Below are 24167 nucleotides of genomic sequence, written 5' to 3'. Positions count from 1 at the left end.
CCGGGGAGCCTGGAAGGTCCGAGACTGCCCGACGAGGAGATCCGCAGGACAGCCAAGCTGGGGGGTAGGCGATAAAGTCAGCGCCGCCAGACACCAGTGTTCACAATGGAGGCCGGTTTGCGTAGGGCCCTGTCCGTCATCGGAACCGTCTTCGGCCTGATCATCGCTCTGTACTTCATCGTTCGAGCCGTGATCGAGCTATTCATCATCGACTTTTCCGACCCTGCCAGCTACCAGAATGACTGGGGCGGGCCGAGCCTGCCAGGGGTCCTTGCCGTCCACTGCGGTCCCGGTCTCCTGGCGGCTGCCATCATCGTCCTCGTCATGATGCGCCGATCACGGGTCAAGCTGAGACGCCCTGACGAAGAACCCACCTGAACAGCTATCCGCGATCTTCTGCTAATCCCAAGGCCGCAGGTTCGAATCCTGCCGGGTGCACCTGCACATCACAGGGTAGGGGACGGGACGGGCAGCGATTCGGCCGCTCCATCCCAGCTCGGGCACGACGATGGGTGCACGCATACGCAGTCGGAGCGCGTGACGAGTGCTGCGCGCATGCTCGGACCACCGGAACGGCTGGTCCGCACCCTGGCGATGCCCTTCCGCGTAAACCGATTCCAGCGCGGCACCCCGACAATCCTCGCACGGTAGGTTCTTCTCGTGCTTGCGATGACGCTGCAGGAGATCACGGCCGCCATTGGTGGAGCCGTGCACGACGCTGCCGGAAGTGTGGCGGTGACCGCCCCCGTGGTGTTCGACAGCCGCCGTGTCGAGCCGGGCGGGATGTTCGTGGCGTTGCCCGGTGAGCGCGTCGACGGGCACGACTACGCCACCCAGGCGATCGGGTCCGGCGCGGTCGCGGTGCTGGCGTCACGCCCGGTCGGGGTGCCGGCGGTGGTCGTCGAGGACGTGCCGACCGCGTACGGACGGCTGGCCCGCGCCGTGGTGGACCGGTTGCCACAGACCACGGTGATCGGGGTAACCGGTTCGGTGGGCAAGACGTCGACCAAGGACATCCTTGCCCAGGTGCTGCCGACCTGGGGTGAGACGGTGGCCAACCGGGCGTCGAACAACAACGAGCTTGGCTTGCCGTACACGGTCACCCGCGCCACCGCCGACACCCGCTATCTCGTGTTGGAGATGGGAGCGCGCGGTGTCGGCCACGTGGCCTATCTGACCCGGATCGCCCCGCCCACGATCAGCGTCGTCACCCGCGTCGGGCACGCACACCTTGGCGAGTTCGGGTCGGTGGAGAACATCGCCCAGGCCAAGGGCGAGATCGTGGAAGCGCTGCCGGACGCGCTCGACGGCGGGTTGGCGGTGCTCAATGCCGACGATGCGTTGGTGCCCGCCATGGCAAGCCGCACCCGTGCCCGCGTACTCACCTACGGCATCGAGAAACCGGCGGAGGTACGTGCCGAGGACGTGACCATGGACGAGCTGGGCCGCGCCGGTTTCCGGCTCGTCCACGACGGGCAGGCCGCCGAGGTGCGGTTGCGCCTGTACGGGCTGCACCAGGCGTCCAACGCGCTTGCCGCCGCTACCGTGGCGTTGGGGCTCGGCCACCCGATCGAGGCGGTAGCCGAGGCGGTGTCGCAGGCGGAGGCGGTGTCCCCGGGCCGGATGCAGGTCACCACCCGCGCGGACGGGGTGACGGTCATCAATGATGCCTACAACGCCGCGCCGGACGCGATGCGTGCCGCGTTACGCGCGCTGCACGCGATGACCGGGGACGGCCAGCGGGCCGTCGCGGTGCTCGGGGAGATGGCCGAGTTGGGCGACCACGCCCGGCAGGTGCACCGCGAGATCGGGCAGCAGGTGGCCGAGATCGGGGCCGGGTGGCTGGTGGCGATCGGCGGGAAGGACGCCGATCAGTACGCGGCCGGAGCCACCGGCAACAGCACGGTCGTGGATCGTGCGGCGGACGCGGCCGAGGCGTGGGATCTGCTGAACGCCGGACTCCGGCCTGGGGACGTGGTGTTGGTCAAGGCAGCCAACAGCGCCGGACTCCTCACGCTCGCGAGCAAGCTGATCGATGAACCCGGCGCTGTCACCGCTTGACGGGGAAGGAATCAGGCGGACAAGGTGACCTCGGATCGGCTGCTCAGGGCGTCCAGGATCGCCGCGCCGTAGCCGGTCACGTCACCGGTTCCCATTGTCAACACGACGTCACCGCGCCCGGCCATTCGCGCGATCACCCGGGCCGCGTGGTCGTGTCCAAGGGGCAGGCAGTAGGCACCGTCACGCAGACAGGCCATGACGGCGGTGGCGTCCGCGGCAGGCAGTCCGGACGGAACGGTGCCGTGCACATCGAGCAGCAGCACGTAATCGGCCTTGTCCGCCAGAACCCGCCCGATGCGTTCTCCGCAGGCCAGGACGCGGGCGTGTCCGGACGGCTGGAACACCACGAACACCCGCCCCCGGGCCAGGGTGCGCGCGGCTTCCAGGTCGGCGGCGATCTCGTTTGGGTGGTCGGCGTAGGAGTCGATCACCGTCACCCCGGCCCGGGTGTCGATGTGCTCGAACCGGCGGCGCACCCCGGCGAAGGTGCATGTCGCCCCGGCCACATCGGCGGGGTCCAGACCCAGGGCCACCGCGCAGGCCATGGCCGCCGCCGCGTTGTCCAGGTGGTGTGCCGCCGGGGTCGGCAGGTTCAGCCGAACCTCGGTGCCGTTCGGCATCTGCACCGTCGCGGACGCCGACCAGCCCTCGGCGTGCACGTCCAGGAGCCGAACGTCCGCCGTCCGGTTTCGGCCGTACCTCAGCACCGTCAGGTCGGGCCGCTCGGCGGCGATGACCTCGGCGGCCACCGTCGCACCCACGCAGTCCGCGTTGACGACCAGGAACCCGTCCGGCGCGATCCGGCAGCCGAACCCGACGTAGGCGCGCATCACGTCGGCGTGGTTGACGAAGTTCTCCGGGTGGTCGTCGGTCACGTTGGTGATGACCGCCATCGACGGGGCGAGGAAGTGGAACGAGCGGTCCGCCTCGTCGGCCTCGGCGACCAGCAGCCGGGACCGCCCGAGGTGGGCGCCGGACCCCGGCCCGATCAGGTCGGCACCGATCACGTAGGTCGGTTCCTGTCCGAGGGTGCGCAGGATGTGGGCCAGCATGCCGGCCGTGGTGGACTTGCCGTGCGATCCGGCCACCGCCACCAGCCGGCGCGTGGTGGCCAGCCTGTCGATGACCTGTGCCCGGTGCAGCACCGGGATGCCGGCGGCGCGGGCCGCGTGGACCTCTGGCGCGTCCTGCGCGACGGTGGTGTAGACGACGCAGGGCGCGCCCTCGATGTGCGAGGCGTGGTGCCCCAGGTGTACCAGGACGCCGGCCGTGCGCAGGGTCGACAGAGTGGCCAGGTCGTGCATGTCGCTACCGCTGACCTGGTGGCCCAGGTCGGCCAGCAGCCGGGCCAGACCGGACATCGCGGACCCGCCGACGCCCACGAAGTACGGGCGGGACAGGTCCACCGGGCCGGTGTACGCCTCGATGGTCGGGTTACCGGTGATCGTGTCGGTCATGGTGCCGTGTCTCCTTCGACAGAGTTGACGAGTTGGTGCTGCCACGAGCTGACGTGCGAGGGGGTCCGCTTCTTTCCACCGGTCCGATTCCTTGCGCTCGGGCGAGTTGCCCTCGGGTCGCCATTTCGGCCGCACGGGTCCAATCGATCTGCGTCGACAGGCGCACCGCCGCAGCCGGCGGCATCGCCCCGGCACCAGGAACCCGAGCGGAGCCGGGCGGGGGTGCCGCAGGGCCGGGAACCTGTTGCTGCCGCTTCCGAGTGCAGGCTGTTTGGCACGAGGGACAGGTACAGGGCCGACCGCCCGGGAACCTGCGCGACCGATACGGGCGATGCCTCGGCCGGATCCGGTCCGTGTCGTCGTCATCCAAGAAAACTCCCGTTGCTCTTTTGGGGCCGGCCAGCACGACACGCTGTCGACTCACGGCGGCCACGCCATCTCCGCCAATCACCACGCGAGACGGTCAGGCGTCTTAGAGCCCGCGCCGCGCGCTGACCGATCACCCGTTCGTACGGAGCCACCAGCCGGCTACAGATGGAGGCGAAAGCGCGGTAGCTGGACGAACGCTTACCGTTAGCAACACGATGCCGAAGGCCCGGTATTGGGCAGCATGGCGAAGAGCGGATGTCGATATGCGTTCCATGCATGAACCCGACCGGTACTCGGATGAGATATTGGAGGCGAGCCAACTAGCATCTAGGTTTGACTCCCACCCAAGGACGCCACGATGACAGCGACCCACAAGGCGCGGTGCTGCCGCTGCGGCGCGCGACTTGCACGCGACAACAACAGCGGACGCTGCTCGCCCTGCTCCTCTCACCACCGGCAACACCCTGATACCGCGCCGGAGGTGCCAGCGGGCTTCTGGGATGAGACCGTCATCAGCGCAGCGCTCCAAAGCCGGCACATGGGTCGAGTGATCCGAGCATGGCGAACGCATCCGTCCCACGGGCGGCATCCCATGTCCCAGGACCAGACCGCTTCCTGGATGGGCATGAGCCAAGCTCAGTTAAGCCGAATAGAGAATGGGCCCCCCATGGTCCATCTTGATCGTCTGATGCAGTGGGCGGCAGCGTTGCACATGCCGGCCGAACGATTGTGGTTTGCCATGCCAGCCACTAGCAGTGAGCCGGGCAAGAAAGAGGACAAAGTGAACCGGCGTCATTTCTTCGCATCAACGGCCGCTACTGCGGTAAGCGGCTTCATGCACGGGCAATCCGGGTCAGGCGACCAGGAAGCCGTCGAATGGCTCGCTTGGCACCTCTGGCAACACCGGAGGACCGAACTGGAACCGTCGCAGATCCCACAGGCGACTGCCGTACGCTTGAATCGACATCCACACGTCAGCCGAAGAGCAGACGGCTCCTACTTCTTCACCGATCCTGCACTTACTGACGTGCTGGTCGCCCAGCGATTGTTTGGCGACATCATGCAAGGCAGCGGTCACCTTCTCGCGACCGCACAGACAAGCCACATCACCGATCTGACAATCAGCGCACTAGCCGCGGAGAACGAAGGGGCGCGACGAGGCTTGGCCGCCTGGATGCGGAGCGGTGCTACGGCAGTCCTCCGGGTCAACTCTGCCGGAATACTTGCCAAGGTCGGAACGCCCGAACTGGGCGACGCAGCAATTTGTTCGATCCGGAACGACCCCGACACTCGGCACCTTTACATAACCGCCGTCGCTAGCCGGGTTTTGGAACTGTCCTGGGAGCAAGCGGCGCACCTGGCCGCTGGCGCAGGAAGACCAGCGGCCAACCGCAGGCTCGGCGCGGGCGACGGCGGAGACGGATGGGCATCGCGTCGCCTCTCGGTCGAACTTGCGAATACCCGTGATGCCGCTGCCCGTTGGTGTAGCGCTGTACTGCTTGCCGAATGCGTCGATACCAACGACGCCCACACGCGATCCGCTCTCGCGGCGTCCGTCAAACGTGAAACATGCCGCGAGAACCTGCGGGCATACGCCACAGTACTGGCCGGCACCACACCTCTAGCGATTGGATAGGCATGAAGCTCCTGAGCGTCAAGCCCGGGGAAGAGTTGATTGAAACGCTGACGCGACGAGCAGCGGAGGAAGGGATAACCGATGGTGCCATCGTTTCTCTTGTCGGCGCAGTCGACGAATGCGCGATCAGCAACATGCACGCCAGCGACGCCAACATCGACATTGTCAGCGAATACCGACAGCCGTTTGAACTAAGCGGAACCGGCGAAATTCGTGGCGGGAAGGTCCACCTGCATGTGGTGCTTGGCCGACAGGGTGACACCGCACTTGCAGGTCACCTGCACTGGGCACGGGTCGAAACCTTCTTCGTACACGCGTACACCCTCGCGTTGCGCGAGTAGTAACGCAGGCAATCAGCAACGGGAAACGCCGGCAGACCCGGTCGAGGCGCGTCCGGCGATGTTTCTGCCCACGTACCCGGGGTAGGCGGCGCCGTGGTGTCGACACCGAGACTGGCGGCGGGTCCGTGACCGAAACGGACCTGCCCGTACGGCTCCCCCAGGCGATCCGGGGCGAGCTGCGCCGGGCGTTCCACAAGCCGTTCGAGACACCGGTCATCGTCGCGCTCAACGGCACCACCATGACGCTCGCCTGGTTCCTCCTGCCCCCGAGCCTGACCAACCTGCTGTTCACCTTCCACGGGCCGTTGGCGTTCCCGATGATCCTCGCCGGGTGGATGTACTCGGACGTGCCGGCGACCAACCTGCTCGGCGCCGACGCCCGGCGCAGCATCGGCATGCTGGGCGACCGGACGGCGCTGCGCCGCTCGCAGCGGGCCAAGAACCTGGTGCTGTGGCTGCTCGTCTCGCCGCTCGCGGCGGCGATCGCGCTCGTGGTGGGGATCCACGACCACCGCCCGCTGGTCACGATCTTCACGGTGGTGTGGATCGCCGTGGTGCCGCTCGGCGCGCTGGGCGTCGCGGCCTGGCTCGGCGTGTTCTTCCCGTACCACGCGGTTGCGCTGAGCCAACGGTGGGCGCACCGCAGGCCGTTCGGCCGCAAGATCGTCCGCTGGCTGGTCGTCGCGTTGGCGCCGTGGCTGCTGGTACCGGGGCTGGTGTTGCTGATCAGCCTGCCCACCGTCGGGCTGTGGGCGGCCACCTACCACACCTGGCGCGGCCAGCGGATTCCGGAGAACCTGTTCGTCACCGGTGTGCTGATGGGCTGCGCCACGGCGGTGCTGTTCTGGATCTTCGGCGCCCGGCTGGGCGCCCGGTTCGCGCAGCGGCGCCGGGACAGGCTGGCCAGCTTCCTCGCCGACCCGGATCGGGGTTGACCGGGCGGTGGGAGAGCGGGCCGCGCCGAAGGATCCCGGCCGGGGCGTCGCCGCACCGGACCGCTACGGTCTGGTGCTCGCGCTACTGACGGTCAGCTTCCTGCTGACCGCGTTCCTGCCCGGCGACCGCACGCGTCCCCTGCCCCTGCTGCTCTACCTGGCCGCGTTGACGTTGGCGCTGCGCAGCGCGCATCCGGACCGACCAGGATCCCGCCGGCTGCTCTGGGTCCTGGCGGTGCCGTCGGCGGTCGCCGTCGTGCTGCTCGTCGTGGCGCCGATCCGCGTCGTGCACGGGCTGGTCTCGCTGTGGATGGCCACGATCCTGGCACTGGCGATAGTGGCGGTGGTACGCCGGGTGCTGGCTCACCCGGTGGTCACGCTACAGACGATCTTCGGCGCCCTGAGCGCGTACCTGCTGATCGGCTTCTTCTATGCCGCGCTGTTCGCGGCCCTGGCGCAGTTCCAGGGCACCCCGCTGTTCGCCGACGGTCAGCCGGCCAGCAACAACACCATCCAGTACTTCAGCTTCATCACCATGACCACAGTGGGGTACGGCGACTTCACGGCCGCCAGCGAGCCCGGCCGCACGCTGGCCGTGTTCGACGCGCTGACCGGCCAGATTTTCCTGCTCACCCTGGTCGCCCGGCTCGTGTCGACGTTCGGGATCGCGCCCCGGGGGCAGTGAACCGGGCCACCGGCAGGCGGTGCCACTCCCCCGCCCGGCGGCGCGGCGACCGGGAAAGGAAGGCCGGCCCCGAAGGCGGCGCGGGCCAGATGCCAGCGGAAGCGGGGGTCGGCGAGGGCCAACTGCCACCGGGAAGGGGAGTCGGCGAGGTCAATGCCAGTGGGAGCGGGAGTCGGCGAGCACCTGGGCCAGGGCGTGCGACACCTGCCGGATCATCCCCGGGTTGGTGTCCCAGTAGTAGGGCAACGCGGACACCGCCTGGCAGAGCGCCCAGCCCCGGCCGCGCAGCCACGACGCGTCGTCCACGTCGAGCGCCGCGCGGAACCGACGACGGCTGTCGCCGGCGAAGATGTTCCACGCGGGTTGCAGGTCGCAGGCGGGATCGCCGACGTTGAGGCCACCGAAGTCGATCACCGCCGACAGCCGCCCGTCGACCACGAGCAGGTTGCCGGGGAGCAGGTCGCCGTGCACCCAGACGGCCGGGCCGTCCCAGGCCGGCGCGTCGAGCGACTCCTGCCAGGATCGGAGGGTGGCCGGCCCGTCGATCCGGTCGCCGAGCTGCCCGACCGAGGACCGGACGCCCTCGTCGAGCTCCCGCAGCGGTCCCCCACGACCACCGGGCGGACGCGGGAAGGCGTCGGTGGTGTCGATCCGGCGTAGCGCGGCGACGAACGCGGCGAGATCCACGGCGGCCCGGTCGAGGTCGTCGATGGTGCCGTTGGCGTTGTCGCCGGGCAGCCACTCGCACACCGACCAGTCGAAGGGGTACCCGGCGGCGGGGCGGCCCAGGGCCACCGGCACGGGCAGCGCCAGCGGCAGGTGCGGGGCGAGCTTCGGCAGCCACTCGGCCTCCCGCGCCGCCTGCTTCGTCGCCCAGCCGATGCGGGGCAGCCGGACCACCAGGTGCTCGCCGAGCCGGTAGATGTGGTGGTCGGTCCCGTACGACTCGACCGGGCGGAGCGGTAGCCGCGCCCACTGCGGGAACTGGCCGGCCAGCAGCCGGCGTACCAGGTCGAGGTCGACGTCGACCTCGTCGGCGTGCATCCGGAGTGCGCTCATCCCGGTCATCCTCGGTGCGCGAGCCCGATGCGGCAACCGAGTTCGTCCCGGCACCGGGGGTCGACGGGCAGGTCGGAGACGGTGGCCCGGCCGACCCGCGCCGGCCGGCGGGGCCAGGCCGCCGGTCGGGGCGGTGCCGGTGAGCGCGCCGGCTCCACGGCAGGTGGGACCGGCTGTTCGCCGCGCCCGTCCGGCATCGTGGCGGCGGCAACCCGGAAACGTCGGAGCCGCTGGCTATCGTCCGCCGCATGAGTGATGTGAACACGTCGACCCGACTGCCCACGGTGGAGGAGGAGGCCCGGTTCTGGGGCCTGGTGGAGGCCGCCTGGGAGCGGCTCGGCCCCGAGCCGGCCGCGCTGCGCCGGGCGCTGCTCACCCGCGACCCGGCCCTGGACGACGACGGGGTGTACGCGGTCGACGCCTGGTGGAGCGCCTTCTTCGACTCCCTGGGCACGCTCTGCGCCGACCTGTCCGGCGCGGAACTGACCGACCTCGACCGGGTGGTCGAGCGGAAGCTGTACGACATCGACCGGGTCGACGTCCACGAGGTGACCGACGGCTCCGACGACGGCTTCCTCTACGCCCGGGGCCACATCGTGGCGTTGGGGCGGGAGTTCTACGAGGCGGTGCGGGCCGACCCGACGCGGGCGTTGCCGGACGGCTACGTCGAGACGATCTGCTACTACTTCGCCCACCTGCACGACAAGCGGTTCGGCGAGTGGCCGCAGACCGGCTCCGGCATCTCGCGGGAGTCGTGCAGCAACCGGGCGGGCTGGGCCGAGCAGGCGGCGGAGTCGGTCAGCGACGCGCCGCGCACCGACGGTGATCATTAAGGGTGCCGCATGTTATTCTCCGGCGTCGATAGACCGTCGTACGGACCCGGACGGGTCGATTCCCCGAAGGACGCCCTCCCCCGATGTCGGCCGTACCCGCTCCGACCTCGTCACCGTCGTTGCTGGACCGGCCGGCCGGTGGCGCTTTCCACCTCATCTTCACCACCCTGCCGGCGCTGCTCCGGCTGACCTGCGGGCTGTTCGGCGCGGTGACCGCACTGGCCGTACGCACCCCGCCGGTGCGGGTCTCCCTGCTGCTGGCGGCCGTCGCGGCACTGACCTGCTGGTCCGTCTGGTACGCGGTGCGCGCCCTGCGGGTCGGCATCGGTCCCGGGCTGGTCGCCGGCGACGTCGCGTTCACCACGGCGGCGGCCCTGCTCGCCCCGGTGCTGGTCGCACCCGAGGTGCTGCCGGGCGAGGGTAGCTGGCTCGCCGTCCTGGCCAGCACCACTGTGATCAACACGCAGGCCACCGCGCCGGTCCGCTGGTCGGTGCCGGCGGGCCTGCTGGTCGCCGCCGGGTACGCGGCCGGCGCGTCGGCCGCCGGCAACACCGCCGAGGCGACGGCGCACGCGTCCACCCTGCTGATGCAGACCGGCTGCGCGGCGATGATGACGGCGGTGATGCGCCGGTGGATCGGACGCGCCGACGCCACCTTCGCCGACCTCCAACGGCTGCGTCGGGAGGCGGTGCTGGCCCGGGCCGCCCGGGAGGCGGAGCGGCGGCAGAACCGGGACCTGCACGACACCGTCCTGTCCACGCTCACCATGGTCGGGTTGGGTGCGCTGCCGGCCGGGTCGGCGGCGCTGCGCGAGCGGGCGGCGGCGGACCTGCGCACCCTGATCGGGCTCACCGACGCCCGGTCCGCGCCGGCCTCCGGCCCGGTCGACGTCGACGCGGGCCTGCGCACGCTGCTCGCCGCCCACCCGGAGCTGACCGTCAGCGCCGAACTGGCCGCCTGCGCGGCACCGGCCGGGGTGACCGCCGCGCTCGTCGACGCCACCGCCGCCGCGCTGGCCAACGTGGCCCGGCACGCGCCGGGCGCGTCGGTCACCCTGCGGCTGACCCGGGGCGCCGGCACCGTCGTGGTCGAGGTGGTCGACGACGGTCCCGGTTTCGACCCGGCCACCGTCCCGGCCCACCGGTACGGGCTGCGCGAGTCGGTCCGTGGCCGGCTGGCCGAGATCGGCGGGCGGGCGGAGGTGACCTCCGCCCCTGGCGAGGGCACCCGGATCAGGCTGGAATGGCCGCATGTCGGCTGACACGGCGACGCGGATCCGGGTACCCCGGCCGATCGTGCGGGCCACGGACGCGTCCGGCGGCACGGCGGCCGAGGTGGCCCGCGCCTCGGACCGGGGCGCCCGGATCGCGGCGGTGGTCATCGCGCTGGCCTGGCACACCGCGATCGGGCTGCCGGCGCTGCTCGGCGCGTGGTCCGGGCTGGCCGCCCCGGCCGTGGTCGCGGTGGGCTGGCTGGCCGCCGCCGGCACCGGCGGGTACGCCGCCGTCCGGTTGCTGCGCGACACCCTCCCGCCGGTGCTGCCGCTGGCGGTGGTGCTGCTGGCGGTCGACGCGGCGGTGTTCGCGGCGGTCGGGCGGCAGCAGCTCTTCGCCGCCGCGAACTGGGTGTGGACCGGGCTGGCCTGGTTCTTCGTGGTGGTGCTCTGGGGCCGGCGGATCCGGTGGCTGCTCGTCCTGCTGGCCGGCCACGCGGTGATCGCGCTCGCCGCGCTGCTCGGCGTCGGCGCGACCGCGCCCGCCGACCTGACCCGCTACGCGATGTACGTCTACGGCACCTCGTCGCTGCCGGTGGCGCTCTTCACCGGCGCGGCGGTGATCGCCAACCTCGCCCGGGACCGGGCGGACACCGCCGCCGCGACCCTGACGGTGACCGCCGAACGGGACGCCGCCGAACGGGCCCGGGCCGACCGGCGGGTCCGACTGGCGCTGGTCGGCGGCGCGGCCGAGCAGGTGCTGGCGGAGCTGTCCGACGGGCGGGCCGATCCGGCCGACCCGCTGGTGCAGCGCCGGTGTGTGCTGGCGGCGGCCCGGCTACGCCGGCTGATCGCCGAGTCGGACGACGCGCCGGATCCGCTGCTGCACGAGCTGCGGGCCGCCGCCGACCTGGCCGAACGAAACGGGCTGCCGATCGAACTGGTCGCCGTCGGCACGCCGCCACCGCTGCCGGTGGAGGTTCGCCGCCGGCTGGCCGACCCGCTCGCCGCCGCGCTGGCGGACGCCAGGGACTGGGCCAGGTTGACGGTGGTCGCCGGTCCGGACGAGGTGGCGGTCAGCCTGGTGACCCCCGACGCGGCCGGTCCCGGGGGGATCGATCCACCCGCCCCGGTCGGCGACGACTTCCAGGTGGAGCACGTGCAGGAGTGGGACGGGGAGATCAGGTGGACGCAGACCCGGTGGCGCAGGCCGTGAGCGGGGAGAACCCGATCGGGGTGTCGATCGTCGACGACCACCCGGTGGTGATCGACGGGGTGCGGGCCTGGCTGGCCAGCGAGCCCCGGCTGCGGGTGCTGGCCACCGGGGACGACCCGGACCTGGTGCTGCGGGCCGCGCCGGAGGCCGCCGTGATCCTGCTGGACCTGCGGTTGCGGGGCCGGATGGTGATCGACAAGCTGGCCGAGTTGAGCGCCGCCGGGCGGCGGGTGGTGGTCTACTCGGAACACACCGATCCGGCGACGATGCTCGCCGCGCTGGACGCCGGGGCCGCCGCGTTCCTGGCCAAGCACGAGGGGCGGGAGCACTGCGTGGCGACCGTGCTGGCCGCCGCCACCGACCGCCCGTACGTGCCGCCGACCCTGGCCGGGGCGATGGTGGGCGACCCGCGCCCGGACCGGCCGACGCTGTCGGACAAGGAACGCGAGGCGCTGCTGCTGTGGTTCCAGTCGATGTCGAAGGCGTCGGTGGCCCGGCGGATGCGGATCAGCGAGCACACCGTGAAGCAGTACGTGGACCGGGCGCGGATCAAGTACACCCGAGCGGGTCGACCGGCCGCCACGAAGGCCGCGCTACTGGCCCGTGCGATTGAGGACGGCCTCGTCCGGCCGGAGGAGATCGGCATCTACCGGTCACAGGCGTCGTACGACCGGCCGACCCCCTAACAGGTGTCATGACAGCGGGTAGGGGCGGCGGCGAGGCTTGCGGGCAGGAGACCAACTGCCCCGTAAGGTCGTGACGATGCGCGAGGACATGTCCCCGTTCTTCATCGCACCGCACCGGTTCGACGCGCCGGAGGACGAGTTCCGACCCGTGCTCGACCGGCGCTACGAGCTGGTCCCGGAGCCCGGCGAGCGGCTGCTCGACCGGGTCCCGGCGTCGGTGGCGGGCTGCCTGCTCAGCCCGACCGGCGCCCGCCAGCACTGGGTGCTGCCCGCGCCCGCCACGGTCACCGTCACCGACCGGCGGCTCGCCTACGTCTCCGTGGCCGGCGAGCTGTCCCTGGTCGCCGGGCGGGGCGACCGGACGCACGCCCGGCACCGGCCCGGCGTCCGGTTGCCCCGCCTGGTCAGCGGGCAGATTCGCTGGCAGTGGCCGTCCCGGTTGGAGCTACGCACGGCCGACGTGGCCTCCCCGCAGGGGGTGGAGCCGGGCGCGGAGCTGCTGGTGGTCTGCGACGCGCTGCGGACGATCCAGCAGCCGACCCTGGCGCTGGGTGGCCCGGTGGGGCCGATGTCCGAACTGGCCCGGCTGGTCCGGCAGACGGTGGCCTCCTTCCGGGTCATCCACCCGGAGCTGGTGGAGCTGGCACCGCCGGAGCGGGACGTGCTGATCCGGCGGGCCACCGCCGCCCCGCTGACCGGTGAGGCGCGGGTGACCCTGCCCGGTTCACTGCCGGTGGAGTTCCTGTCCCGGGACGACTACTACCGCACGACGGAGCCGCCGACCCGGGGCGCGGTCGGCGGCTGAGCCCCGGGAACGGCCGGCGGTCGGGTCCTGGCCCGCAGCCGGCGCAGCATCCGGGCATCGGTGAAACCGACGGCCCGGGCGGCGGCCTCGACGGTGGCCCCGTGCCCGATCAGGTGTTCGGCCCGCTCCACCCGGAGCAGTTGCTGGTAGCCGAGCGGGGTGAGCCCGGTGGCCTGACGGAACAGCCGGGTCAGGGTCCGTTCGGCGACCCCACCGGCGGCGGCCAGGTCGGCCAGTGGCAGTGGCTCGGCGTACCGGCTGTCGATCAGGTCCTGCACCCGGTGGGTGACGTCGGAGAGGTGCGACCGGTGCCGCAGCAGCGCGCTGGCCTGGCGTTCGTGCCCGTTCCGGCGGGAGTGCACGACCAGGGCGCGGGCCACCCGGGCGGCCACCGCCGGCCCGTGCCGGGTCGCCAACAGGTGCAGCGCCACGTCGATGCCGCTGGCGATGCCGGCGGAGGTGACCACCCGGTCGTCCACCACGTACAGCACGTCGCGGACGACCCGGGCGGCCGGGAAGCTACCGGCGAGCCGGTCCTGCACCTCGTGGTGGGTGGTGCAGCGCCGCCCGTCGAGCAGCCCTGCCCGGCCGAGCGCGAGGGCCCCGGCGCAGACGCTCGCCACCGTGCCGCCCCGGGCGTGGTGGTCGGCCAGCCGCCGCAGGTCGTCCACCCCGACCGGCCCCGCCGGGCCGTGCGCGGACGGCCGCCATCCGGGTACGACCACCAGGTCGCCGGCGTCCAGCTCGGGCCACCGGGTGTCCGCCCCCAGCGGTACGCCCTGCACGGTCGGCACGCTGGCCGCCTCGGCGACGTAGTGCAGGCGGTAGTCGTACCCGTGGTCGGCGGCGGTGGAGAAGACCTGGGCCGGGCCGGCCAGGTCCAGCAGGTGCAGGTACGGCACCAGCAGGAAGACGACCCGGGCCACCGGTCTCAGCCCCGCAGCCCCACCGGCACCGCGCCGGCCGCCCCGTCGACCGGCACCGTGCCCGTGACCCCGTCGGCCGGCACCACGGCGGTGACCCCGTCGACCGGTACCACGGCGGTGACCTCGTCGACGGTCCGGACGGTGGCGAACCGGCCGGCGAGGGCGTACTCGGTGCGGGCCACGATCTCGTCGGTGGACAGGGTGCGCGGGTCGGCGAGCACCTCGGCCAGGGTGGCGTCGGCCGGCAGGTCCCGATGCGGGATCGGGAAGGTGGCCGTCGCGTCGGTCACGAAGGTCATCCGGTAGCCCAGGTCGCTGCCGAGCCGGGCGGTGGTCTCCACGCACTGTTCGGTGCGGATGCCGCAGACGGTGACGTCACCGACGCCGGCCGAGGTGAGCCGCTGCTGGAGGTTGGTGGTGGTGAACGCGTTGTGCGACGTCTTGACCAGCGTCGGCTCCCCGTCTACCGGGGCCAGGCCGTCGAGCAGGCGGACGTGCCCGTGGACGGGGTCGAAGACGCCGCCGCTGCCGGGTTCGGCGTGCAGCACCCAGACCACCAGGTCCCCCCGGCGACGGGCGGCCCGGACGAGCCGGTCGACCTGACCGACGAGGTCGGGGTTGGAGGTGTACGCCCAGATCGGGCGCTGGCGGAAGGATTCCTGGACGTCGATGACGACGAGTGCGGCACTGCTCATGGCTCCGATCCTGGCCGGGTACGCGCGGCGACGGCAGGCACCATCCTGCCCCGCTGCGGAACGATCCGGCCACCGTCCGTCCCCTGACGTCAGGGGACGGCGGCCACCCACGTGGTACGCCCCCACCCCGGGGGCCAGGTCCAGGGCGGGCGACGACCGGTCAGGAGGCGGCGGGGCGGCGCGGGCGGCGACGGTCCAGTTCGACGGCCTCCTGCGGGGTGGGCGCGGTGCCGCCCAGGTGGGCCGGCTGCCACCAGGCGTCGTCCGGGCCGGCCGGCTTGTCGGGGTACTCCTGCTGGGCCCGCTCGACCAGGGCGGAGAGTCGGCTCTTCAGCTCCGCCGTCATCGCGTTGGTGTCCGGATAGGCCGTCGGGTCCATCGGCTCGCCGAGCAGGATGGTGATCGGCGTGTGTCGCCGGGTGAGGGTCTTCGGCCGACCCTTGGTCCACAGCCGCTGGGTGCCCCACAGCGCCACCGGAAGCAGCGGCACCGCCGCCTCCTGCGCCATCCGGGCGGCCCCGCTCTTCAACTCCTTGACGGTGAAGGAGCGACTGATCGTCGCCTCCGGGAAGACGCCGACCACCTCACCGCGACGCAGCGCGTCCACCGCCGTGTTGTACGACCCGGCACCCGCCGACCGGTTCACCGGGATGTGCTTCATGCCGCGCATCAGCGGGCCGGAGACCTTGTGCGCGAAGACCTCGTGTTTGGCCATGAACCGCACCAGCCGCCGGGACTCGTGCGCGCCGTAGCCGCAGAAGATGAAGTCCAGGTAGCTGACATGGTTGCTGGCCAGCACCGCCCCACCCGTACGCGGGACGTTCTCACTCCCCTCGACGGTCAGGCGCAGGTCGAGGACCCGGAACAGCGTCTTGGCGGCGGTGATCACGGGTGGGTACACGAGTTCCGGCATCCGGTTACTTTACCCTGCGTAGGTTACGGCACCGTAGGACGAAACCCGCTCCCCGGCGAAGTCCGGACGGCTACCGTCGGCCCATGCCGGAGCTGCACGCCATCGTGATCCACTGCCGCGACCCGTACCTGCTGGCACCGTTCTGGAGCCTGGTCACCGGGCTGCCGGTGGCAGCGGAGGACGAGGCGAAGCTGGCCGACCGGACGCTCGCGCCGGGCGAGCCGGTGCTGCTCCGCGACCCGCACCACCGGCACCGGCCGGGCGTCTGGATCGCTCCCGCCGACGATCTGCCCGGACCGGGACGGATCCACCTCGACCTGGTGGGCGACGCGGAGGAACGGGCCGCCGTGCTGGAGGCCGGTGCCACCGTGGTCCGGGAGCTACCCCGCTGGACGGTCTTCGCCGACCCGGAGGGCAACGAGTTCTGCCTGCTCCCCCACCGGACCTGAGGGCGACGGACACCCGGGCCTGAGGACGACAGGCACCGGCCTGAGGGCGACGGACACCGGGCGGGCCGGCGCGCGCACCCGGGGGCGGCGCGGTGGAGGGCCGGCGCGCGCCGCCGTCAGTCGGCCAGCTTGTGCAGGTCGAGCCGGCCCCGGGCGAAAGCGTCCACCCGGCCCCACCGGCCCGGGATGTCCAGCACCTCGATCCGCCCCATCCCCACCGGCAGCACCGGATCCACCGCCAGGTGCCCCTCGTGCGGCTCCAGGCCGAGCATGGTGCGCAGCAGCAGCAGCGGAGCACCCGTCGACCATGCCTGCGGGCTGCACGCCGTCGGATACTCGACCGGGAACCTGGTCTGCTCCCGTGGGTAGCCGCCGAACGCCTCCGGCAGCCGGCCGTCGAAGTAGGTGGCGGCGTCGAGGATGCCGTTGGCGATGGTCGCGGCCTCCTCGGCGAAGCCGTACCGGCGCAGTCCCCAGGCGATGAAGGAGTTGTCGAACGGCCAGATCGTGCCGTTGTGGTAGCCGATCGGGTTGTACCGCACCTCCCCCTCGGCGAGGGTGCGCACGCCCCAGCCGGTGAAGAGCCGGGGCCCGACCAGGTGGTGGGCGATCTTCTCGGCCCGGCCCTGGTCGACGATCCCGCTCCACAGCAGGTGCCCGATGTTGGAGCTGAGGATGTCGCACTGCCGGCCGGCCGGGTCCAGGGCCAACGCGTAGAACTCGCCGTCGGCGACCCACCAGTCCCGGTTGAACCGTTCCTTCAGCGCCGCCGCCTCCCGCTCCAGCCGGTCGGCGTACGCCGGGTCGCCCCAGAACTCGCGGGCCATCCGGGCGGCCCGCACCTTCGCGTCGTACGCGTAACCCTGCACCTCGCAGGTGGCCCGGGGGAACGGCGGCAACGTGCCGTCGGCGTACGAGATCGAGTCCCAGGAGTCCTTCCAGCACTGGTTCTCCAGGCCGGTGTCGGTGTTCCGCCGCTCGTACCAGATGTAGCCGTTGCCGACCAGGTCGGCGTAGTCGTCGATCCACTTCAGCGCGGCCCGGCACTCCCGTTCCAGCTCTCTGACCAGGGCTGCGTCGCCGCTCCACTTCTCGTACTCGTCGAGCAGGACCACGAAGAGCGGGGTGGCGTCCACCGAGCCGTAGTAGGGCGAGTGCGGCTGCTCCTCGAAGGCGGCCGTCTCGCCGTAGCGCATCTCGTGCAGGATCCGGCCGGGGTCCTCGTCCCGGAAGTCGTCGAACCGGACGCCCTGTAGCGCGGCCAGGATCCGCAGCGTGGTCTTGGACAGCTCCGGCGCGAACGGCAGCACCTGGAGGCAGGTCAGGATGCTGTCCCGGCCGAACATGGTCATGAACCAGGGCAGGCCGGCCGCCGGCAGGGTCTGACCGCCGAGCGACAGCGGCGCGAAGCGCAGCGCGGCCAGGTCGATCAGGCTGCGCTGGTAGGTGGCGGCCACCCGGCCGTGCTCACTGTTGACCTTGGGAGCCTTGGCGATCCACTCCTCCAGGTCGTGCTGGAGGGCGAGCCGCTCGGTGCCGTGCACGCTCAACCCCATCCGCAGGTCCCGACCGCCCGGGCCGACCGCGAAGGTCTGCACGTCGATGTCGGCCTCCCACTGCTCGTTCGGCTCCAGGTGCACCGAGTACGCGAAGCCGTTCTTGTCGTACCGGGCGGGCCGGGACGACGAGATGACCGTCTCCCGCCGGAAGTTGCCCCGCCGATAGCCCAGCCGCAGCCGATCCGACTCGACCTCGGTGTACAGCTCGCCCTTCTTGTTGAGGATCTCGTCCTTGACCTGGAACAGGTCGGCGAAGTCGGCGCCGGCGTCCATCCGGACCTCCAGGTCGACCGGCTGCTCGTCGTGGTTCAGAATGGTCAACTGCTCGCGGAAGCTACCGCCGACCGCGCGCTCCCGGATGATCGACAGCTTCGCGTCGACGTAGTGGGTGGCCATCCCCGGCACCAGGAAGAACCGCGCCTCGTAGTACTGCAGGTCGTCGTAGGAGAGGGCGTTGAGCCGTTCGCCGTTGACGGTGAGCACCCACCGGGACAGGAACCGGGTGTCGATGGAGAAGAGCCCGGTGGGCTCCGTCGGCGTCGCCTCGATGTCGCCGGTCTCCTCGGAGACGACGAAGGTGTTGCCGTCCAGGATCCGGATCGTGTTGCTCTGCGCCATCAGTGCACCTCCCTGCGGCAGAGCCGGCGCTGACCCTGGACGTCCGGCGAGCTGGGGAAGATCCGCTCGACCTGGACCACCAGCCGGGCGTCGCCGGTCACCGTCATGTCCCCGCGCAGCAGCGCGGCCAGGCCGTGCTCCCGGCCCCCGGCCAGCTCCTCGAACAGCGCCGGCGTCGTCCCGACGACCGTGTCCGCCTCCCGGTCCTCCTGGCTCACCGCCAGCTTTCCCCGATCGATCCGCAGCAGCCAGTGCGTGGTCTGCGCCCCCTCGTGCAGATCGAAGCGGAGCGTTCCGGTGGCCTTGTCCAGCAGGGGTTCGTACCCCTGTCGGTCCAGGCCCTCGAAGAACCTCGTGGTCGCGTCCACCATCGGGTCCTCTCCCCCCGTCGTCCCACCGTTGCGTACCCGCGAGGGGTCCCCGGCCGGCACGGCGTCAACCTCGCCCGGATCGGGTGAGTCGCCTCCGGCCCGGCCGGGGACGGACGACGCCGGCCCCCGGAAACCCGGGGGCCGGCGTCGCGTCGTCCGCGGCGGACGTCAGTTGTTGGGCTCGTCGGCGCTGATGTCCGCGAGCACCGACTGGGGTTCCCGCTCCACCGCGAGGTCACCCATCGACACCAGGCCGATCAACCGACCGTCGTCGATCACCGGCAGCCGGCGTACGGCGTAGGTGCGCATCAGGTCGGCGGCGGCCACGGCGTCGTCGTACTGGCTGACCGTGATCACGTCGCTGCTGGTGATCTGGTTCAGCGTGGTGCTGTTCGGGTTCCGGTCCTCGGCCACGCCCCGGACGGTGATGTCCCGGTCCGTGACGATGCCGATCACGTTGTCGCCGTCGGTCACCACCACGTCACCTATCGCGCTGTCCCGCATCTCCTGCGCCGCGGCGGTGAGCGTGTCGTTGCCGTCCATCGTCACCAACCGGGTCGTCATGAACTCTCCGACCGTTGTCATGGTGCTCCCCTCTCGGTGTCGGCACGGCCCGTCTACCCGCCGCTCCCGAGCAGGTAACCCCACCGTCGGCGCGGCCCGGGTGTGGTAGCGCCCCGGATCGCACCACCCGACCGCGCCGCCGCCGGTCCGGCGGGCGGGGCAGGCGGTCAGCCGCGTGGGGGCATGCCGTAGAGCCGCTCGACGTGCAGGCGCAGCACGAGCCGACGCTCGGCCACCATGGCCGTCCGGTAGTCGTCCCAGTCGGGGTGTTCGCCCTGCACCGCGCGGTACAGCTCGACCAGTTCCCCGACGGTGGGATCGTCCGGTCGCCCCGCCACCGGGGTCAGCTCGGCCCGCGCCTCGGCCACCGCGTACGCCCAGCCGTCATCGCTCGCGACGTGGAAGCTGGCCCGTGGGTCGCGGCGCAGGTTGGCGGTCTTCGCCCGCCCGTCGGTCACCGACACCCGGATCAGCCCGCGCGCCCGGTCGAAGGAGTAGACCACGGTGGAGAGCTGTGGCCGCCCGTCCCGTTTGTTGGTGGCCAGCACGCCGAGCCACCGGCCGGCGACGAGGTCGGTCAGGGCCTGCTGGGTCTGGTCGTCCGCCATGGTGTCCTCCGATTCGGCGTCGTACCGCCCCATCCCACCGCACCGGCGCCGCCCGCGCACTGCTTCGCGGGCGGCGCGTCGTCCGGCCGGGGGGTCGGTCAGCGGAGTTCGGCGGCGACCAGCTCGGCGAGCTGCACCGCGTTCAGCGCGGCGCCCTTGCGCAGGTTGTCGTTGGCGCAGAACAGCGCCAGCCCGTGCGCGACGGTCTCGTCGGCCCGGATCCGGCCGACGTAGGTCGGGTCCTGGCCGGCCGCCTCCAACGGGGTCGGTACGTCCGACAGTGCCACGCCGGGCGCGCCGGCGAGCAGTTCCCGGGCCCGCTGCGGGGTGACCGGCCGGGCGAACCGGGCGTTGATCTGCAACGAGTGGCCGGTGAACACGGGCACCCGTACGCAGGTGCCGGAGACTTTCAGCTCGGGGATCTCCAGGATCTTGCGGCTCTCGTTGCGCAGCTTCTGCTCCTCGTCGGTCTCGAACGAGCCGTCGTCGACGATCGAGCCGGCGAGCGGGAGCACGTTGAAGGCGATCGGCCGGGCGAACGAGCGCGGCGCGGGGAAGTCGACGGCCGTCCCGTCGAAGGCCAGGCCGGCGGCGTCCTCGGCGACCTTGCGCACCTGCTCGTCCAGCTCGGCGACGCCGGCCAGCCCGGCGCCGGAGACTGCCTGGTAGGTGGCGACGACCAGGCTGACCAGGCCGGCCTCGTCGTGCAGCGGGCGCAGCACCGGCATCGCGGCCATCGTGGTGCAGTTCGGGTTGGCGATCACGCCCTTGGGCCGGTCGGCGATCGCGTGCGGGTTGACCTCGGCGACGACCAGCGGCACCTGCGGGTCCATCCGGTACGCCGACGAGTTGTCGATGACCACCGCACCGGCGGCGGCGACCCGGGGGGCCAGCTCCTTCGCGGTGTCCTTGCCGGCGGAGAAGAGCACGATGTCCAGCCCGGCGTAGTCGGCGGTGGCCGCGTCCTCGACCGTCACCTCACCGTCCCGCCAGGGCAGGGTGCGCCCGGCCGACCGGGCCGAGGCGAACAACCGCACCTGCTCCGCCGGGAACTCGCGTTCCGCCAACACCTGCCGCATCACGCCACCGACCTGGCCGGTGGCCCCCACAATGCCGATCCTCATGCCCGCGAGGCTACCCAGCCCGGCGGCCTGAGCGGGAAGCCTTTCCCACCGCGCGGGCCGCCGGGCACCCGCCGGGCCGCCCCCGCCGGCCGCAAACCACCCGGCGGTACGCCCCGGCGGCGCGGAAGATCAGGCGTGCGCGGGCTGTCCGGCCGGAGCATCCGCGTGAGCGGCCCGAACGGCGGTGCCGGGGCGGCGCGACCGGAATCACACCGCCCCGTCCTCTCGACCGGCCACCTGGCCGCCGGCGCACCCGACCACCGACAGCTCAGCCGGCGTGGCCGGTCACCCCGTCGGCGCGGTCAGCCGACGTGGTCGGCGGCGTGGTCGGTCACCCCGTCGGCGTGGTCAGCCGGCGTGGCCGACCCCCGTCGACGTGGTCAGTCGGCGTGGTCGGTCACCTCGCCGAGGTCGGAGGCGACCAGCTCGTCCCGGATCAGCGCCGCGTCACCCTCGACGACCAGGGTGAGCGCCTCCGGGTGCAGGTGGGTGGCGGCGGCGGCGGAGACCTGCGCCACGTCGGCGGCGAGCAGCGACTCGCGCAGCCCCGCGTGGTAGTCGTCCGGCAGGTCGTGCACGACCAGGGTGGTCAGCGCCGAGGCGATCGCCCGGGGGCTCTGCAGCTCGACCGAGAGCTGGCCGGCCCGCCAGGAGCGGGCCACCGCCAGCTCGTCCTCGGTCACCCCGCCGACCTGGGTACGGCTGATCTCGCCGACCGCCTCCACCAGGGCCGGCGCGGTCACCGCGGTCTGCACCCCGGAGCTGACCGCGAACCGCCCGAACCGGCGGGACGAGGCGAAGTCGCCCCGGATCCCGTACGTGTAGCCACGCACCTCGCGGATCAGGTGGTTGAGCCGGGAGGTGAACGCCCCGCCGAGGACCGTGCCGGCGAGCGTCATCGGCACGTGGTCGGGGTGGGCGCGGTGCGGCGACGGGTGGCCCAGCCGCAGCGTGGACTGCACCGAGCCGGGCCGGTCGACCAGGATGATCCGCCGCCCGGCGGGCGGTGGCACCTCGATCGGGCCGCCCCGCTCGACCGGGCCCCCGCCGGTGCCGGCGAACGCCGCCGCGCCGAGCGCGTCCAGGTCGAGCCGGTCCAGGTCACCGGCGACGACCAGGGTGCCGGGACGGAGGAACCACTCGGAGTGGAAGACGGTGACGTCCTCCACGTCCAGGCCGGCCACCGACGCCGGGTCGCCGTACATCGGGCGGCCCCACCGGTTCTCGGCGCCGAACAGGTCGGCGCGGAGCACCGCGTCGGCGCGCGGGCCGGGGTTGGCCCAGTCCATCCGCAGCGCGGTGGCCTCGTCGTCGCGGACCCGGCGCACGTCGTCCGGGTCGAGCCGGGGCGTACGCACCGCCTCGGCGAGCAGCCCCACCGCCGCGCCCAGCCGGTCCACCGGCACCTGGACGCTGACCTGGAACGAGTCCCAGTCCAGCCCGGTCACCAGCTCGGTGCCGAGCCCCTCCACGGCCAGCGCGAAGGTGGTGGCGTCCCGCTGCGCGGTGCCCTCCTCCAGCGCCTTGGCCAGCACCGCGCCGAGCCCCTCCTTGCCCACCGGCTCCCGCCCGGCACCGGCGTCGAGCAGCAGCACCGCGACGGCGAGGTTCTGACCGGGCAGGTGCGCGGCGACCACCCGGCCACCGGCGACGTCCCGCCGGACCACCGTCGGGAAGCGGTACGGGCGGGCGGTGCCCGGGCCGGGACGGGCGGCGATCAGCGTCATGGGGTCTCCTCCGGCAGGTAGGTCAGGGTCACCCGGTCGGCGGCGCCGAGGACGTCGGCGGCCAGCTCGGCGATCTGCTCGGCGGTCACCGACAGCCAGGCGGGCAGTCGCTCGGCGGTCCGCGCCGGGTCGCCGAACTGGGTGGCGTACCGGCCGAGGACGTCGGCCCGACCGTCGACCGTGGACATCTGCCGCCACCAGGCGGTGCTCAGCAGCGCCTTGGCCCGGTCCAGCTCGGCGGCGGTGACCGGCACGGTGGCGAGTTCGTCGACCACCTCGGCGACCCCGGCGGCGAGCCGCTCGGCGGTCACCCCGGGGCGGGCGGTGGCGGTGGCGATCAGCGGCGCCGGGGCGTGCGCCAGGTCCACCCCGTACGCCCCGACCAGGTCGGGCTGGGCCAGCCGTTCCCCGTCGGCGAGCCGCTGGTAGAGCCGGCTGCCCCGGCCGCTGCCGAGGACCGTGGCGGCCACCGTCGCCACGTCGTACCCGAGGGTGCCGAACGGGTGGGTGCGGTGCGCGACGTAGACCCGGGGGGCGGGCACCTCGGCGGTGACCGTCTCGACGGCGGGCCGGCCGGTGGCCGGGACGGCGCGGCCGTCCGGCGCGGCGGGGATGTCACCGCGGGCGGGGATCGCGCCGAAGTACTTGTCGGCCAGGGCGAAGACCTCGGCGGGTACGGCGTCGCCGGCCACCGTGAGCACGGCGTTGTCCGGCGCGTAGTAGGTCTGGTGGAACGCCTGGAAGGTGGCCAGGTCGGCGGCGTTCAGGTCGGCCATCGAACCGATCGTCGCGTGGTGGTACGGGTGCCCCGGCGGGTAGAGCAACGGGAGCAGCCGCAGCCAGGCGTCGCCGTACGGGACGTTCTCGTAGCGCTGCCGGCGCTCGTTCTTCACCACGTCCCGCTGGTTGTCCAGGGTCTCCTGGGTCAGCGCGGGCACCAGGCCGCCCATCCGGTCGGCCTCCAGCCAGAGGGCCAGTTCCAGGTGCTCGGCCGGGACGGTCTCGAAGTAGTTCGTCCGGTCCGGGTTGGTGGTGGCGTTGAGCGAGCCGCCGGAGCCCTGGATCAGTTTCATGTGCTCGGTCTTGGCGACGTTGACGGAGCCCTCGAACATCAGGTGCTCGAAGAGGTGGGCGAAACCGGTCTGTCCCGCCGGCTCGTGACGGGAACCCACGTCGTACCAGAGGTTGACCGCGACCGCCGGGGCGGTGCGGTCCTCGCTCACCACCACGCGCAGGCCGTTGTCCAGTCGGGTGGTCTCGATGGGCCAGGGGTAACCGCTGTCGGGCATGACCCGACGCTATCCGATCTCCGCAGC

Annotated in this window: 24 protein-coding genes; 12 read left to right on the top strand and 12 right to left on the bottom strand. The window is 72.3% G+C overall.

The annotated features are described in order from the left end of the window. Nucleotides 1-117: 117 nt before the first annotated feature. Nucleotides 118-378 carry a hypothetical protein gene (locus ACIQG9_RS21610; protein WP_400405118.1) on the top strand — a complete coding sequence of 87 codons (261 nt, stop codon included), beginning with the start codon at nucleotides 118-120 and terminating at the stop codon, nucleotides 376-378. 291 nt (nucleotides 379-669) lie between these two features. After that, a complete protein-coding gene (gene murF, locus ACIQG9_RS21605) occupies nucleotides 670-2061 on the top strand; it encodes a UDP-N-acetylmuramoyl-tripeptide--D-alanyl-D-alanine ligase (RefSeq protein WP_400405116.1) in 1392 nt (463 codons plus the stop codon). A gap of 11 nt (nucleotides 2062-2072) precedes the next feature. Here murF and murC read toward each other — a convergent pair whose 3' ends face one another. Beyond that, nucleotides 2073-3518: a UDP-N-acetylmuramate--L-alanine ligase gene (murC, locus tag ACIQG9_RS21600; RefSeq protein WP_400405113.1), complete on the bottom strand. Its 1446-nt coding sequence runs from the start codon at nucleotides 3516-3518 to the stop codon at nucleotides 2073-2075. 727 nt (nucleotides 3519-4245) lie between these two features. On the opposite strand from murC, the gene ACIQG9_RS21595 reads away from it, so the two are divergent. The 4 genes from ACIQG9_RS21595 (at nucleotide 4246) to ACIQG9_RS21580 (ending at nucleotide 7484) form a co-directional block, all read left to right on the top strand. After that, nucleotides 4246-5523 carry a helix-turn-helix domain-containing protein gene (locus ACIQG9_RS21595; RefSeq protein ID WP_400405108.1) on the top strand — a complete coding sequence of 426 codons (1278 nt, stop codon included), beginning with the start codon at nucleotides 4246-4248 and terminating at the stop codon, nucleotides 5521-5523. Between the two features lie 2 nt (nucleotides 5524-5525). Further along, a complete protein-coding gene (locus ACIQG9_RS21590) occupies nucleotides 5526-5864 on the top strand; it encodes a PPC domain-containing DNA-binding protein (protein ID WP_400405103.1) in 339 nt (112 codons plus the stop codon). Between the two features lie 125 nt (nucleotides 5865-5989). Beyond that, the gene (locus ACIQG9_RS21585) at nucleotides 5990-6799 is read left to right on the top strand and encodes a hypothetical protein (protein WP_400405098.1); all 810 of its coding nucleotides are present in this window, start codon (nucleotides 5990-5992) and stop codon (nucleotides 6797-6799) included. A 7-nt stretch (nucleotides 6800-6806) separates the two neighbouring features. Continuing rightward, the gene (locus ACIQG9_RS21580; protein WP_400405094.1) at nucleotides 6807-7484 is read left to right on the top strand and encodes a potassium channel family protein; all 678 of its coding nucleotides are present in this window, start codon (nucleotides 6807-6809) and stop codon (nucleotides 7482-7484) included. A 150-nt stretch (nucleotides 7485-7634) separates the two neighbouring features. On the opposite strand, the gene ACIQG9_RS21575 is transcribed toward ACIQG9_RS21580, so the two are convergent. After that, a complete protein-coding gene (locus ACIQG9_RS21575) occupies nucleotides 7635-8543 on the bottom strand; it encodes an aminoglycoside phosphotransferase family protein (protein WP_400405087.1) in 909 nt (302 codons plus the stop codon). 248 nt (nucleotides 8544-8791) lie between these two features. Between ACIQG9_RS21575 and ACIQG9_RS21570 the strand changes: the two genes are divergently transcribed. From ACIQG9_RS21570 to ACIQG9_RS21550, 5 genes are all read left to right on the top strand, one after another. Continuing rightward, a complete protein-coding gene (locus ACIQG9_RS21570; RefSeq protein WP_400405081.1) occupies nucleotides 8792-9376 on the top strand; it encodes a DUF4240 domain-containing protein in 585 nt (194 codons plus the stop codon). 83 nt (nucleotides 9377-9459) lie between these two features. Beyond that, the gene (locus tag ACIQG9_RS21565) at nucleotides 9460-10638 is read left to right on the top strand and encodes a sensor histidine kinase (RefSeq protein WP_400405076.1); all 1179 of its coding nucleotides are present in this window, start codon (nucleotides 9460-9462) and stop codon (nucleotides 10636-10638) included. After that, a complete protein-coding gene (locus tag ACIQG9_RS21560; RefSeq protein WP_400405071.1) occupies nucleotides 10628-11806 on the top strand; it encodes a hypothetical protein in 1179 nt (392 codons plus the stop codon). Before ACIQG9_RS21565 ends, ACIQG9_RS21560 begins: the two co-directional genes overlap by 11 nt. Beyond that, nucleotides 11776-12492 (top strand): response regulator transcription factor, encoded by a 717-nt coding sequence (locus tag ACIQG9_RS21555; RefSeq protein WP_400405067.1) that lies wholly within the window; start codon nucleotides 11776-11778, stop codon nucleotides 12490-12492. Before ACIQG9_RS21560 ends, ACIQG9_RS21555 begins: the two co-directional genes overlap by 31 nt. Nucleotides 12493-12568: 76 nt before the next feature. Beyond that, nucleotides 12569-13297 carry a hypothetical protein gene (locus tag ACIQG9_RS21550; protein WP_400405063.1) on the top strand — a complete coding sequence of 243 codons (729 nt, stop codon included), beginning with the start codon at nucleotides 12569-12571 and terminating at the stop codon, nucleotides 13295-13297. Here the strand turns inward: ACIQG9_RS21550 and ACIQG9_RS21545 are convergent. The 3 genes from ACIQG9_RS21545 to ACIQG9_RS21535 all read right to left on the bottom strand — a co-directional run bounded on the left by ACIQG9_RS21545 (nucleotide 13252) and on the right by ACIQG9_RS21535 (nucleotide 15831). After that, the gene (locus tag ACIQG9_RS21545; protein ID WP_400405061.1) at nucleotides 13252-14223 is read right to left on the bottom strand and encodes a GlxA family transcriptional regulator; all 972 of its coding nucleotides are present in this window, start codon (nucleotides 14221-14223) and stop codon (nucleotides 13252-13254) included. The genes ACIQG9_RS21550 and ACIQG9_RS21545 overlap by 46 nt on opposite strands. A 5-nt stretch (nucleotides 14224-14228) precedes the next feature. Next, the gene (locus ACIQG9_RS21540; protein WP_400405059.1) at nucleotides 14229-14918 is read right to left on the bottom strand and encodes an isochorismatase family protein; all 690 of its coding nucleotides are present in this window, start codon (nucleotides 14916-14918) and stop codon (nucleotides 14229-14231) included. Nucleotides 14919-15078: 160 nt separating this feature from the next. Continuing rightward, on the bottom strand, nucleotides 15079-15831 hold the full coding sequence (locus ACIQG9_RS21535; protein ID WP_400405057.1) for a lysophospholipid acyltransferase family protein: 753 nt from the start codon (nucleotides 15829-15831) through the stop codon (nucleotides 15079-15081). An 83-nt stretch (nucleotides 15832-15914) separates the two neighbouring features. Here ACIQG9_RS21535 and ACIQG9_RS21530 point away from each other — a divergent pair, with 83 nt between their 5' ends. Further along, nucleotides 15915-16280 carry a VOC family protein gene (locus ACIQG9_RS21530; protein WP_400405054.1) on the top strand — a complete coding sequence of 122 codons (366 nt, stop codon included), beginning with the start codon at nucleotides 15915-15917 and terminating at the stop codon, nucleotides 16278-16280. Between the two features lie 116 nt (nucleotides 16281-16396). On the opposite strand, the gene ACIQG9_RS21525 is transcribed toward ACIQG9_RS21530, so the two are convergent. The 7 genes from ACIQG9_RS21525 to ACIQG9_RS21495 all read right to left on the bottom strand — a co-directional run bounded on the left by ACIQG9_RS21525 (nucleotide 16397) and on the right by ACIQG9_RS21495 (nucleotide 24140). Then, nucleotides 16397-18457, bottom strand: coding sequence for a glycogen debranching N-terminal domain-containing protein (locus ACIQG9_RS21525; protein WP_400405051.1), 2061 nt, complete (start codon nucleotides 18455-18457; stop codon nucleotides 16397-16399). Continuing rightward, nucleotides 18457-18828, bottom strand: coding sequence for an SCP2 sterol-binding domain-containing protein (locus ACIQG9_RS21520; RefSeq protein WP_400405048.1), 372 nt, complete (start codon nucleotides 18826-18828; stop codon nucleotides 18457-18459). Before ACIQG9_RS21520 ends, ACIQG9_RS21525 begins: the two co-directional genes overlap by 1 nt. Before the next feature lie 168 nt (nucleotides 18829-18996). Further along, nucleotides 18997-19413 carry a CBS domain-containing protein gene (locus ACIQG9_RS21515; RefSeq protein WP_400405045.1) on the bottom strand — a complete coding sequence of 139 codons (417 nt, stop codon included), beginning with the start codon at nucleotides 19411-19413 and terminating at the stop codon, nucleotides 18997-18999. Nucleotides 19414-19559: 146 nt separating this feature from the next. Further along, the gene (locus ACIQG9_RS21510; RefSeq protein WP_400405042.1) at nucleotides 19560-20000 is read right to left on the bottom strand and encodes a PPOX class F420-dependent oxidoreductase; all 441 of its coding nucleotides are present in this window, start codon (nucleotides 19998-20000) and stop codon (nucleotides 19560-19562) included. 98 nt (nucleotides 20001-20098) lie between these two features. Next, a complete protein-coding gene (locus tag ACIQG9_RS21505) occupies nucleotides 20099-21124 on the bottom strand; it encodes an aspartate-semialdehyde dehydrogenase (protein WP_400405039.1) in 1026 nt (341 codons plus the stop codon). Between the two features lie 380 nt (nucleotides 21125-21504). After that, the gene (locus ACIQG9_RS21500) at nucleotides 21505-22851 is read right to left on the bottom strand and encodes a M16 family metallopeptidase (RefSeq protein WP_400405036.1); all 1347 of its coding nucleotides are present in this window, start codon (nucleotides 22849-22851) and stop codon (nucleotides 21505-21507) included. Beyond that, complete coding sequence (locus ACIQG9_RS21495) at nucleotides 22848-24140, bottom strand: M16 family metallopeptidase (RefSeq protein WP_400405033.1); 1293 nt, start codon at nucleotides 24138-24140, stop codon at nucleotides 22848-22850. The genes ACIQG9_RS21500 and ACIQG9_RS21495 overlap by 4 nt, the downstream gene beginning before the upstream one ends. Between the last annotated feature and the right edge of the window lie 27 nt (nucleotides 24141-24167).

This window comes from Micromonospora sp. NPDC092111 (assembly GCF_044755745.1).
In the GTDB taxonomy this organism is placed as follows: Bacteria; Actinomycetota; Actinomycetes; order Mycobacteriales; family Micromonosporaceae; genus Micromonospora.
Note: the sequence above shows the minus strand (reverse complement) of the source record. Positions and strands in the feature narration are given on the sequence as shown.